The sequence below is a fragment of the Dokdonia sp. Dokd-P16 genome (genome assembly GCF_003095655.1).
Lineage (GTDB): Bacteria > Bacteroidota > Bacteroidia > Flavobacteriales > Flavobacteriaceae > Dokdonia.
Window position 1 is genome coordinate 1,376,678 of record NZ_CP029151.1, and the last position, 12,529, is coordinate 1,389,206.

Genomic DNA, 12,529 nt, shown 5'->3' on the forward strand with positions numbered 1-12,529 from the left:
CAATAAAGTGTAAAACTACAGACTAAAAAAATGATAACCCACCTCTAGAGAACTCTTTCGTAGCAGTAAAATGGGTGCTCACTTTGTTTCGGAAAATAGATACTTCCTAGTTTCTCATATCCTCGAGCTTCATAAAACTTTTGATTACGTTTATTTTGAGAAAAAGTATCGAGACGTATTGAAGGTGTCGAGTGCGCTTTCGCGAAAGCGTATGCATAATCCATTAGTTTGCGAGCATTTCCTTGTCCTTGATAGTCGGGATGTACGGCAAGCCTATGGATGTACAAATTATTTTTTGAAGGGGTGAGCCAGTCAATGTCTAGATACTCATCATCCATTAATGTTGACAACACAATGGTACCTATAATGCTATCATTCTCCTTGAGAAGAAAGAGCTCATTACGAGCAATATCTTGCTCAAAAGCAGTGGCAGTAGGGTAGTGCTCATTCCACTGAAAAATATTTCTTGAAATCATTTCTTGTGCACAGGCACGAGTAAGTGAAAGGATTTCAGGGATTTCTGAATTTTTTGCAGGTACAATCACAGATTAAAAAGTATTTTTGTGTTAATCGGTAAAAATACAAGTTACAGTATGAAAAATATTCTCGTTCCCATAGGTTCTTCAGATAGCGCTTTTAACACGCTTCAATATGCAATAGATCTTGCACAAGAGATTGATGCAAATGTGTATGCGATATCAGTGTTTCAAGAATTTTCTAAAGCAGGTAGTGCTTCAAAGCTAAATACCGTTATCAAAGAAGAGTCAGAAAGTAGGCTCGAGAAGGTTGTAAATGGAGTAGATCACAAAGGAGTATCTGTAGTTGCTCACCCTATTAAAGGAGGTGTGATAGAAGGTGTAGAGCGCTTTAATAAGCACGTTCCTGTAGATCTTATGGTGTTGTCACCACGTAGTAACTCTGTGCGTGATGAGGTGTATCTAGGTAACATGACGGGGAAGCTTGTAAAAGGAACTGATATTGCAGTACTAGTAGTGCCAGAAAATGAAAAATTTAAGGAGCCTTCAAATATTTTAATGGCTTTTAAAAATGGAAAGTTTGATAAAAAACGTCACTTAGAGCCATTGAGAAAGCTTCAAAAGCATTTTGGGACAGAACTTCACTTACTGCATGTGGAAACTCCAGAGTCTGACGAAGCTATGAAAGAAGTATCTGATGACCTTAAAAAAATGAGTGCGTCTTATAAAACCACAACAAATGCAACTACCTATCAAGGAGTGCTAGAACACTTCCAGTCTGTAGAGCCAGATATGTTATGTGTTGTGCGTAGAAAGCGTGGTTTCTTTAAGAAACTATGGGAGAAAAATGTTGTACTAAAGAAAGAGTTTTTTACCACAAAACCTCTTCTTATTTTAAGAGTACAATAATATAGATTAGGATGGGGGATTAGCTCATTTGGCTAGAGCGCTTGCCTGGCAGGCAAGAGGCGACCGGTTCGAATCCGGTATTCTCCACCAGTACTCAAAGGGCTTCAAGGGTTTTCAACTCTTGAAGCTTTTTTCATTTGCACGCAATTTGCACGCAAAATGGGCTTTTAAGAATATTAATTAATATTTGATCCATTTTGGTGTAAAACAAGATCTTCACTGCTTTTTATATCTTTTCTAGATTACTTCGAAGAATATAAGCAATGTTTAGATCCCTATAATCTCTATAGTAAAACATAACCTTCCGTTAAACAATTGAAATAATTAAAAATTATACCTAGCTTTACAATAAATGAAACTATTTCTTCACAAATCAATGGCAATCTTTATGGCTTGCGTGGTGCTCGTAACCACGACGTCATTCACCGTGGATATGCACTATTGTGGGGATAACTTGGTAGATTTCAGTTTATTCTCAAAAGCTGAAGGTTGCGGAATGGAAAAAGCGCAATCCGTAAAAAGTTGTGAGAATCCTAAAATGACTGAAAAATCGTGTTGTACTGACCAGCAAATTGTCAAGGAAGGCAAGGACGACCTCAAAATTTCATTTGACACACTTTCATTCGAGCAGCAAACGTTCATCGCTGCTTTTACCTATTCATATATAAACCTTTTTGAAGGAACCGAATCTGAAGAAGTTCCTTTTGAAGATTACCCGCGACCCTTTGTCAAACGGGATGTGCAAATGTTGCACCAGACTTTCTTAATTTGATTTGTTAGATTTTTAGAATGAAGCCCAACAGCTATGCTGTCGTGGGCTAAAACTCGTGTTTGCCATTTTTTGCAATACGCAATTCCAATTATCTAATAATCAAATGCTATGCTGAATAAGAGCATTAAATTTCTCATAGAAAACAAACTTGTTGCTGTTCTACTACTCGCCCTATTCGTGGGTTGGGGCGTGGTTAATGCGCCTTTTAATTGGGAAACTGGCTTTCTGCCTACAGAGCCAGTTGCCGTAGATGCCATACCTGATATTGGCGAGAACCAGCAGATTGTTTTTACCAAGTGGCAAGGTCGCTCGCCACAGGATATAGAAGACCAAATCACATATCCGCTTACCACTTCCCTTCTGGGTATTCCAGGCGTGAAAACCATTCGTAGTTCTTCTATGTTTGGATTTTCGAGCATCTACATCATTTTTGAAGAAGACATTGAGTTCTACTGGTCACGCAGTCGCATACTCGAAAAACTGAACTCACTTCCTGCAAACCTTTTGCCCGATGGTGTCAACCCATCATTAGGGCCAGATGCCACAGGTCTGGGACAGATATTTTGGTACACGTTGGAAGGTCGTGATAAAGACGGAAACGTGACTGGCGGTTGGGATTTACAGGAATTGCGTAGTATTCAGGATTACTATGTAAAGTTCGGGCTATCCTCTGCAAGTGGTGTTTCTGAGGTAGCTTCCATAGGTGGCTATGTTCAGGAATATCAAGTCGATATCGACCCAGAAAAAATGCGCCAGTACAATGTAAGTATGGGCGATGTGGTCAAGGCCGTAAAGCAGAGTAATCAAGATATAGGCGCACAAACGCTCGAAATCAATCAAGCAGAATATCTTGTGCGCGGATTAGGTTACGTAAAGTCTATCGCAGACATTGAAAGTGCGGTGGTTGATTCTGAAAATTTTACTTCAATCCGTATCAAAGATGTGGCTAATGTTCATTTAGGGCCAGCCACAAGACGTGGTATTCTGGATAAGGAAGGTGCCGAAGTCGTAGGTGGTGTTGTAGTCGCTCGCTATGGTGCAAATCCGTTGGAAGTTATCAATAATGTGAAGGCACAAATTGCCGAAATCAGCTCTGGTCTTCCCACAAAAACCTTGGCAGATGGTCGCACTTCACAAGTAACCATCGTTCCATTTTACGACCGTACCGAACTCATTCAAGAAACGCTGGACACGCTAAACGAAGCCCTGACTTTGGAAATCTTGATTACCATTTTGGTCATTATCATAATGGTGTTCAACCTGCGAGCATCTATACTTATTTCAGGATTATTGCCCGTAGCCGTTTTGATGGTATTTATTACGATGAAGCTCTTTAATGTAGATGCAAATATCGTTGCGCTTTCAGGTATCGCCATTGCCATCGGTACAATGGTGGACGTGGGTGTCATACTCGCTGAAAATATGATACGGCATTTGGAAGATGAAAAGTTACGCCTTAATGAAAACGGTAAGGAATACAGTACAAACGAAATCATCTACAACGCAACTGCCGAAGTTTCTGGTGCTATCCTAACCGCAGTTTTAACAACAATAATCAGTTTCTTGCCCGTATTCACGATGATTGGTGCCGAAGGAAAACTGTTTCGTCCACTTGCCTTTACTAAAACAATGGCACTCACTGCATCGCTCGTCATTGCGCTGTTTATTATTCCACCCATCGCGGCATTCCTTTTCCGCAAGACGAGTGTACGAGAACGCACCCAATATGCCATCAATGGCGTACTTGTTTTATTGGGGATTCTCGCCATCGTTTATGGCTTTTGGTTAGGACTAATTCTTATCGCCTTTGCCATCACATCATTTTTAAAGATGCGTGGTACGCTTTCGCGAAAGCGTAAAAACCTAATCGACATTATCATTTCATCGGTTGCCATCGTGTTTTTGCTCGCGACCTATTGGCGACCGTTAGGCTTTGACCGAAGCATCGTGATGAACCTGATATTTGTTTCCACTATCTGTTTTGGATTGCTCGGTGTATTCTCAATTTTCAGGATATATTACGAGCGTATTTTGCGATGGGCACTTCAGAACCGATATCTATTCTTAATCGTTCCGGCTACGGTGCTCACGCTCGGTATTCTCATAATGCGAAATACGGGCAAAGAGTTTATGCCAGCGCTCAATGAAGGTTCATTCCTTTTAATGCCTACCTCACTACCGCACGCAGGTGTCGAAGAAAACAAACGTGTTCTGCAACAGCTCGATATGGCGGTGGCAAGCATTCCTGAAATTGAAACCGTGGTAGGAAAAGCTGGAAGGACAGAAAGCGCTCTTGACCCAGCACCACTCTCAATGTACGAAAACGTCATTCAGTATAAATCTGAATATATGCGAAATAGCTCTGGCGAGCGACAACGCTATAAGGTTAATGACGATGGATTGTTTGTGCTGAAGAACAATAAATTCATCATCAACCCAAATAATGACATAGATGAAGATGTAAACTATGAAAAAGCTTCGCTCAAGACTACTGCCTCACGCAATGATTTGATTGAAGATGAAGATGGCGAATACTATCGCAACTGGCGACCAGAAATCAGCAGTCCAGATGATATTTGGAACGAGATAGTACGAGTTACGAAGTTGCCTAGCGTGACATCTGCACCTAAGTTGCAACCCATCGAAACCCGATTGGTAATGCTACAAACGGGAATGCGAGCACCTATGGGTATCAAGGTAAAAGGTCCCGATTTAAAGTCGATAGAAAACTTTGGACTGCAACTGGAAGACATTTTAAAACAAGCCGAAGGTGTTAAAGAACAAGCCGTCTTTGCAGACCGAATCGTGGGCAAACCGTACTTGCTCATCGATATTAAGCGAGACCAACTGGCACGTTACGGCATATCTATAATGGATGTGCAGGAAATCCTTCAAGTGGCGGTTGGTGGTATGCCACTCACACAAACCGTGGAAGGTCGTGAACGCTATGCCGTGCGTGTACGTTATCCACGAGAGTTACGGGCAAATCCAGACGACCTTAAAAACATCTACGTTCCCGTAGAAAAAGGCAGTCCTGTACCGCTGGGTGAATTGGTTGAAATTCGATACGAACAAGGACCACAAGTCATTAAGAGCGAAGATACTTTTCTAATTGGCTATGTGCTGTTTGATAAACTCGATGGCTTTGCCGAAGTAGATGTGGTGGAAAATGCTCAAGCCTTAATCCAAGAAAACATTGACAACGGTACGCTGGTCGTACCCCAAGGTGTTAGCTATCGCTTTACGGGAACTTATGAAAATCAGTTGCGAGCAGAAAAAACCTTATCGGTTGTCGTACCACTTTGTTTGCTCGTTATTTTCTTGATTTTGTATTTCCAGTTTAGATCGGTTTCTACATCGCTTATGGTGTTTACAGCAATCGCCGTAGCCTTTGCAGGTGGTTTCATAATGATTTGGTTGTATGGGCAAGAATGGTTTTTCAATTTCAGCTTTTTTGGCGAGAACCTACGGGACTTATTCAATATGAAAACCATCAATTTAAGTGTGGCCGTTTGGGTTGGTTTTATAGCTCTTTTCGGTATCGCAACGGATGATGGCGTGGTAATGGCCACCTATTTAGACCAATCTTTCAAAAGCAATGACCCAGATTCTCAAAAAGATATAAGGCTCGCCACTTTGGAAGCGGCTGGAAAACGTATCCGTCCGTGTTTGATGACAACCGTAACCACAGTTTTGGCACTACTACCAGTACTCACATCTACAGGAAAGGGAAGCGATATAATGATACCGATGGCGATACCCATTTTTGGCGGAATGATAATCGATGTCACGTCCTATTTCCTACTGCCAGTCCTATACAGCTGGAAAAAGGAATACCAACTTAAAAAAGCAAACAGATGAAAAAATTAAAATATATACTGGTGTTCTTGTTTGTTTCCGCTTTCGCGAAAGCGCAACAATTACAATCCTACATTCAGGAAGCCGAAGCCAACAATCCAGAAATTCAAGCCTTTGAATTGCGCTACAACATCGCCGAAGAAAAGGTAAACGAAGCCAACTGGATTCCCAATACCGAAGTAAGTGCCGGCTATTTTGTGAGCGAGCCAGAAACCAGAGTGGGCGCGCAACGAGCACGTATAGGTGTCAAGCAAATGTTGCCGTGGTTCGGTACTATCACGGCTCGTGAAAATTATGCAACCGCAATGGCAGATGCCGAATATGTAGACATCACGATTGCAAAACGCAAACTCGCACTTTCGGTCGCACAATCCTATTATCGTTTGTATTCCATACGTGCCAAGCAAGCCGTACTGGACGAAAACATACAACTACTGGAAACCTATGAGCGACTTGCACTCACATCTGTAGAAGTGGGCAAAGCGAGCGCCGTAGATGTATTACGACTTCAGATACGGCAGAACGAGTTACAGCAACAAAAAGAAGTGCTGGAAGAAGAATTTACAGCAGAACAAACAGCTTTCAACAACTTGCTTAATCGTGATTCAATGATGAATGTTGACGTAATTCCAGAAATGGAAATTCCGCAGGAAGACCCATTTTATGACAATGAAGCGCTGACGCTAAATCCGGAACTACTCAAGTACGATAAGCTCTATGAATCGGTAGCACAATCTGAATTGCTCAACCAGCGTGAGAGCTTGCCTATGATTGGTTTTGGTTTGGATTACTTGCCTGTAACTGAACGTAGCGATGTCAACTTCAGCGATAATGGGAAAGATGTATTGATGCCTATGGTTTCGGTGTCCATCCCCATTTTCAACAACCGTTATAAATCTATTTCAAGGCAAAATGAACTGCGTCAGCAAGAAATAGAAACACAACGGGAACAACGATTAAATGTGTTGGAATCCGCTTTCGCGAAAGCGCAATCGCAACGCAATCAAGCACGCATAGCATACAACACACAAGCCCGAAACCTAAAGCAAGCGCAAGATGCCGAAGAAATTCTAATAAAAAATTATGAGACAGGCACTATAGACTTTAATGATGTGCTGGATATTCAGGAATTGCAGTTAAAATTTCAAATGAATCAAATCGAGTCGGTAAAAGGGTACTATGTGCAATCGTCCATTATCAACTATTTAATAAATCAATAATCTAAATATATATCCTATGAAAAACGTAATTAAAACAACATTATTAATGCTTGCCTTAGTAAGCTTTGTTTCGTGTAAGAATGAAACTAAAAACGATAAAAACACATCAAATTCTGAAACTGCTACGATGGCAGAATTGTCTTTTGAAGATGAAAATGTAGGCAAACAATTTCAGCATTATATCCACCTTAAAACCGCATTGGTAAATTCAGATATGGACGAAGCGAAAACTGGTGCAAAAATGCTTTTGGAAAATTCAGACGATGCCACTTTAAAAGAATTGCTTTCTAAAATTTCTGCATCAAATGATATTGAAAAACAGCGCGCCTTGTTTTCTGATGTGACAGAGAAAATGACTGACATTGTCAACGAATCAATTAATTCGGGCGAAGTGTTTCAGCAATTCTGCCCAATGGCTTTTAACAATGAAGGTGGCTACTGGTTATCGACGGAAGAAGAAATCCGTAATCCTTACTTCGGCGATAGAATGTTAAAATGTGGTAAAGTGACGGAAACTATTAAGTAAAATGAAAAGTGATGGATAAATTTTTAGAACAATGGGGCGAAGCCGCATATACGACTACCGGATTTTTCTGGATGGCATTGTGGGCATTTATTTTGGGCTATATCATCAGTAGTATGATACAGGTTTTTATAACCGAAAAACGGATGCAGAAAACAATGGGCGAAAATGAAAAGAAGAGTGTACTTCTTGGAACATTTTTCGGATTTATAAGCAGTTCGTGCAGCTTTGCCGCACTTGCTTCTACCAAGTCCATTTTTAAGAAAGGTGCCAGCTTTGTTTCATCTATCGCTTTCTTACTGGCATCTACAAATCTTGTCATCGAGCTGGGTATCATCATATCCATTTTCTTGGGATGGCAGTTTGTAGTGGGCGAATATGTGGGCGGTATTTTGCTCATTCTCATTTGCTGGATTTTAATACGCCTTATCAACCCGAAAAAACTTATCCAAAAAGCCCGCAAAAACCTTAAAAGCGAAGGCGACGATGAAGAGATGGATGATTCCACCGATTGGAAAAAACAAATACAGCAAGAATCGAGCTGGGCAAAAGTAGCCAAGAAATACAAGATGGAATGGCAGATGGTCTGGAAGGATGTTACCGTAGGTTTTACCATCGCAGGTATCGTCGCGGCTTTTGTACCTGATTCATTTTTCCAAACGCTGTTTATCAATAGTGGTAAAGGCAATACAGATTTTACGTTTCTTGAAATATTGGAACATATAGTCGTAGGTCCAATTGCCGCATTCTTAACCTTTATAGGCTCGATGGGTAACATCCCATTGGCAGCTTTGTTATTTGGTAAAGGTGTGAGTTTTGCAGGGGTTATGGCATTTATTTTTAGTGATTTGGTGGTTTTTCCGGTATTACGTATCAACGCAAAATACTATGGTTGGAAAATGTCATTTTTCATTGTATTCCTATTATTCACAGCACTAATAGGTACGGCACTTGCCCTTCATTATAGTTTTGATTTACTGAACATATTGCCAGATCCGTCACAGGTTACCATTCAGGATAAAGAACATTTTAAATTGGATTATACCTTTTACCTGAATATCGCCTTCCTTGCCATTTCAGGATATCTAATTTATCTGGGATTTTTCAAGAAAAAAGATGTGGAACACTCAATGAGTGAGATGGCACCAAAAAGCCCATTGCTTGAAACCGTTTTAAAGTATGTCGCTATCGCCTGCTATATCTGGCTGGCAGGCGGATTAATCACTAAATTTTTAATTTAATAAAATGAAACACACATTTAACATACAAGGGATGACCTGCAATGGTTGTCGCACCAGCGTTGAGAAAAAGCTTTCGCAAGTAAACGGTGTTACAAACGCATCTGTAAATCTTGAAAAGGAAGAAGCGGTCATTCAAATGGATAGCCATATCGATACGGCAACATTTCAAAATGCACTTCCAGAAAAATATACCATTTCAGAAAAGAAAACCGAGCAAAATGTTTTTGCAAATATTAATGATGGTAACGCTTTCGCGAAAGCAGAAACCGAAAAAACCAAGCTTCAACAGCTCAAACCGTTGCTCATTATTTTAGGCTACATCGCTATTGCAACGGTTTTACTGAACTATTCACGGGAAAATTGGGATGGTGCGATGCTTGACTTTATGGGTCTGTTCTTCATTGTTTTCAGCTTCTTTAAGATTTTAGATTTAAAAGGCTTTCCTGACAGTTTTAGAATGTACGACCCGCTTGCCAAAGTTGTACCTGCCTATGCTTGGGTATATCCATTTATTGAAACAGCGCTGGGATTAATGTTCTTGATGCGATTTAAAATACCTACCGCATTAATCGCCACGCTTATCATTTTGGGAATTACAACCGTGGGTGTAACTAAAATATTGCTGGATAAGAAATCGATACAATGCGCTTGTCTGGGTACTGCTCTAAAGCTACCTATGACCGAAGCCACCTTTATAGAAAACGCCATTATGATTGTAATGGCCGTTGTAATGCTAATTCAATATGTAAACTAAAAAACCAAAAATTATGAATTCAAACGAACACACAAATTCAGGAAAATCAAAAAATCATTATACACGTTTTGTAGCGATGCTGGCTTGCTCTTTTGTAGCAATGTATATCACGATGTATTTAAATACCTATGAATGGGACCACGTATGGTTTAGTCTTACGAGATTTTATATGGTCTGTTTAGGTATCTCAGCTATGGCCATCATAATGTTTGTTGCAATGCGTGGTATGTATCAAAATAAAAAGAAAAATTTAGCGATAGTCTTGGGAAGTATAGTTCTCTTTGCAGGTGCATTGGGACTTGTACGTGACCAAAAGTCAACTGTTGGCGATATACTTTGGATGAAGGCAATGATACCGCACCACTCAATAGCAATTCTAACAAGTGAGCGTGCAGATATTAAAGACCCAGAAGTTAAAAAGCTAGCTGACGATATCATTAAGGCACAGCGTAAAGAAATTGCAGAGATGAAAGCAATGATAAACCGTTTACAGAACGAAGAATAAAATTATGAATAAAAACATTTTATATATAGGAATTGCTGTCGTGGTAGGGCTATTTGCTGGATGGCTTATTTTTGGAAATGGGTCGAGTGATTCAAATAAGGATATGTCTGAAATGTCAGACCACGACCACTCTGGCGAAACCGAAGACCAAATGTGGACGTGTTCAATGCACCCACAGATAATGCAACCCGAAGCTGGTGATTGCCCTATATGTGGAATGGACTTAATCCCTGCGGAAGCTGGTGCTGAAGGTCTTGCAGCAAACGAGATTAAAATGACCGAAAACGCAATGGCGTTGGCAAATATCCAAACTACTATCGTGGGGAATACGCAAGTAAGCGATGATGATGGGATGATATCCCTTTCGGGGAAAATAGCTGCAAACGAAGAAAATAATACCGTGCAAGCCAGTTATTTTAAAGGTAGGATAGAACGACTTAATGTCAACTATGAAGGTCAGCGAGTAAAGCGTGGTCAGTTACTGGCAACCATTTACGCGCCAGACCTTGTCGCGGCGCAGCAGGAATTAATTACAGCTGCATCGCTGAAAGAATCACAACCAGCTTTATACAAAGCGGTGCGCAATAAGCTCAAAAACTGGAAACTTTCAGAAAAACAAATCAATGCAATTGAAGAAAGTGGCAGCGTACGTGACAACTTCCCTATTTATGCAACTGTTTCAGGAACGGTTTCAGAAGTAATGGCTGCGCAGGGTGATTATGTTAATCAAGGACAGCCTATTATTAAATTGAGCAACCTTAATTCAGTTTGGGCAGAATTTGATGCCTATGAAAATCAGATTGCACAATTTAAGGTTGGACAAAAAATCAACATTACGACCAATGCCTATCCCAATAAGGAATTTGAAGGAACTATCTCTTTCATCGACCCTATGCTTAACAAAGCAACACGTACGGTAACGGTGCGTGCAACCTTACAAAATCGAGACGATCTATTTAAACCAGGAATGTTTGTGACTGGAAAGGTAGAAGGTGCAACCCAAACTATGGAAAACGCTCTTTCTGTTCCAGCAAGTGCTGTATTATGGACTGGCGAGCGTTCATTAGTATATATAAAAACCAATCCTAATGAGCCTATTTTTGAAATGCGAGAAGTTACCTTGGGCAATCGCTCTGGTGAGAATTACCAAGTATCGACTGGACTGAATAATGGCGATGAAATAGTAACTAATGGGACGTTTACAGTAGATGCAGCTGCGCAACTGCAAGGTAAAAAATCAATGATGAATCAGCAGATGATGCAGGATGAATCAGCTATGATGGGCGATATGGAAATGAGTTTCAGTAATACGTTCAGTTCTGATTTCAACAAAGCATTACCATCATATCTTAAAATGAAAGATGCTCTTGTGGCAAGCGATGCTGGTCAGGTTTCCGCTTTCGCGAAAGCGACATCAAAAAAATTAAAGGAAATATCTATAACGGAATTAGGCAAAATGGAAAAGCAGCATCTTACCAAAAGTATTGAGATGTTGGATGCTATTGTTGCCAATAACAATTTGGAAAACCAGCGAGCACATTTTGTGATACTCAATGAGAATATCGTGCCTATTGCTATGAACATAGAAAACTCAACAAATTACTATGTCCAAAAATGCCCAATGGCAAACAACAATAAAGGGGCGGTTTGGTTGAGTACAGAAGAAGAAATAAAGAATCCTTATTATGGCGATGCGATGTTGACCTGTGGTAGTGTGATTGATTCGTTGTAAAATCCCTTTGCAACTCAATTGCATCATTATTCTTTTATCTTTGTATAATTAATGAAAGCATTTTATTCTATATCAATGTCAATGTTATTCCTTTTTCAAGGAATAACGGCCAATATGGAAATATGTGAACAAATAGAGAAATTCTCACATTTTATATCACATTATCAAATGCATAAAGAGTATGGTGGAGATACCTTTTATGAATATGTAGTAGAGGTAATTTTCAGTGATCAAGCAGATAATAAAGACCATCACGACGGCTCGCACGATGATAGTGCACCAGTACATTCACACCATCAATGCTGTCATCCTACAGTTTTTTTAACGCCTTCTAACGCGTTAGCCTTAAAGCCTCTTCTTTTTAAAGAAAGAGCGACATATTCACATTATTCTTATCAATTTAATTCCAGATATCTGGAATCTCTTTTCCAGCCACCACGGGCATAATTCAGTTTTAATAGGACAACTATATCCTTTTTTGAAGTTTTCCTAATAGGAATACTCAACTATGTTTTTGCTTTCGCGAAAGCGTAAACTCA

11 protein-coding genes and 1 tRNA gene are annotated in these 12,529 nt (G+C 40.0%); 11 read left to right on the forward strand and 1 reads right to left on the reverse strand.

The window, feature by feature from the left end; all coding sequences use genetic code 11:
- Positions 1-44: 44 nt before the first annotated feature.
- The gene (locus tag DCS32_RS06285; RefSeq protein WP_108877494.1) at positions 45-545 is read right to left on the reverse strand and encodes a GNAT family N-acetyltransferase; all 501 of its coding nucleotides are present in this window, start codon (positions 543-545) and stop codon (positions 45-47) included.
- Positions 546-593: 48 nt separating this feature from the next.
- On the opposite strand from DCS32_RS06285, the gene DCS32_RS06290 reads away from it, so the two are divergent.
- The 11 genes from DCS32_RS06290 to DCS32_RS06340 all read left to right on the forward strand — a co-directional run bounded on the left by DCS32_RS06290 (position 594) and on the right by DCS32_RS06340 (position 12,437).
- Positions 594-1,385, forward strand: a complete 792-nt coding sequence (locus DCS32_RS06290) for a universal stress protein (RefSeq protein WP_239057572.1) — start codon at positions 594-596, stop codon at positions 1,383-1,385.
- Between the two features lie 13 nt (positions 1,386-1,398).
- Positions 1,399-1,475, forward strand: a tRNA-Ala gene (locus tag DCS32_RS06295).
- A 262-nt stretch (positions 1,476-1,737) separates the two neighbouring features.
- Positions 1,738-2,157 carry an HYC_CC_PP family protein gene (locus tag DCS32_RS06300; RefSeq protein ID WP_108877496.1) on the forward strand — a complete coding sequence of 140 codons (420 nt, stop codon included), beginning with the start codon at positions 1,738-1,740 and terminating at the stop codon, positions 2,155-2,157.
- Positions 2,158-2,265: 108 nt separating this feature from the next.
- Positions 2,266-6,018 carry an efflux RND transporter permease subunit gene (locus DCS32_RS06305; RefSeq protein ID WP_108877497.1) on the forward strand — a complete coding sequence of 1,251 codons (3,753 nt, stop codon included), beginning with the start codon at positions 2,266-2,268 and terminating at the stop codon, positions 6,016-6,018.
- On the forward strand, positions 6,015-7,235 hold the full coding sequence (locus DCS32_RS06310) for a TolC family protein (RefSeq protein WP_108877498.1): 1,221 nt from the start codon (positions 6,015-6,017) through the stop codon (positions 7,233-7,235). Before DCS32_RS06305 ends, DCS32_RS06310 begins: the two co-directional genes overlap by 4 nt.
- Before the next feature lie 16 nt (positions 7,236-7,251).
- Positions 7,252-7,761: a DUF3347 domain-containing protein gene (locus DCS32_RS06315; RefSeq protein WP_108877499.1), complete on the forward strand. Its 510-nt coding sequence runs from the start codon at positions 7,252-7,254 to the stop codon at positions 7,759-7,761.
- An 11-nt stretch (positions 7,762-7,772) separates the two neighbouring features.
- Positions 7,773-8,999 (forward strand): permease, encoded by a 1,227-nt coding sequence (locus tag DCS32_RS06320; RefSeq protein WP_108877500.1) that lies wholly within the window; start codon positions 7,773-7,775, stop codon positions 8,997-8,999.
- 4 nt (positions 9,000-9,003) lie between these two features.
- On the forward strand, positions 9,004-9,753 hold the full coding sequence (locus DCS32_RS06325; protein WP_108877501.1) for a heavy-metal-associated domain-containing protein: 750 nt from the start codon (positions 9,004-9,006) through the stop codon (positions 9,751-9,753).
- A gap of 13 nt (positions 9,754-9,766) precedes the next feature.
- Entirely contained in the window at positions 9,767-10,258 is a 492-nt protein-coding gene (locus DCS32_RS06330) for a DUF305 domain-containing protein (protein ID WP_108877502.1), read from the forward strand.
- A gap of 4 nt (positions 10,259-10,262) precedes the next feature.
- The gene (locus DCS32_RS06335; protein ID WP_108877503.1) at positions 10,263-11,990 is read left to right on the forward strand and encodes an efflux RND transporter periplasmic adaptor subunit; all 1,728 of its coding nucleotides are present in this window, start codon (positions 10,263-10,265) and stop codon (positions 11,988-11,990) included.
- Between the two features lie 51 nt (positions 11,991-12,041).
- Positions 12,042-12,437, forward strand: a complete 396-nt coding sequence (locus DCS32_RS06340) for a hypothetical protein (RefSeq protein WP_239057574.1) — start codon at positions 12,042-12,044, stop codon at positions 12,435-12,437.
- Positions 12,438-12,529 lie beyond the last annotated feature (92 nt).

Excerpts from the sequence above, each read along its gene's own strand:
- DCS32_RS06290 (WP_239057572.1), top strand. The coding sequence starts at position 594 with ATGAAAAATATTCTCGTTCCCATAGGTTCTTCAGATAGCGCTTTTAAC.
- DCS32_RS06300 (WP_108877496.1), top strand. The coding sequence starts at position 1,738 with ATGAAACTATTTCTTCACAAATCAATGGCAATCTTTATGGCTTGCGTG.
- DCS32_RS06305 (WP_108877497.1), top strand. The coding sequence starts at position 2,266 with ATGCTGAATAAGAGCATTAAATTTCTCATAGAAAACAAACTTGTTGCT.
- DCS32_RS06310 (WP_108877498.1), top strand. The coding sequence starts at position 6,015 with ATGAAAAAATTAAAATATATACTGGTGTTCTTGTTTGTTTCCGCTTTC.
- DCS32_RS06315 (WP_108877499.1), top strand. The coding sequence starts at position 7,252 with ATGAAAAACGTAATTAAAACAACATTATTAATGCTTGCCTTAGTAAGC.
- DCS32_RS06320 (WP_108877500.1), top strand. The coding sequence starts at position 7,773 with ATGGATAAATTTTTAGAACAATGGGGCGAAGCCGCATATACGACTACC.
- DCS32_RS06325 (WP_108877501.1), top strand. The coding sequence starts at position 9,004 with ATGAAACACACATTTAACATACAAGGGATGACCTGCAATGGTTGTCGC.
- DCS32_RS06330 (WP_108877502.1), top strand. The coding sequence starts at position 9,767 with ATGAATTCAAACGAACACACAAATTCAGGAAAATCAAAAAATCATTAT.
- DCS32_RS06335 (WP_108877503.1), top strand. The coding sequence starts at position 10,263 with ATGAATAAAAACATTTTATATATAGGAATTGCTGTCGTGGTAGGGCTA.
- DCS32_RS06340 (WP_239057574.1), top strand. The coding sequence starts at position 12,042 with ATGAAAGCATTTTATTCTATATCAATGTCAATGTTATTCCTTTTTCAA.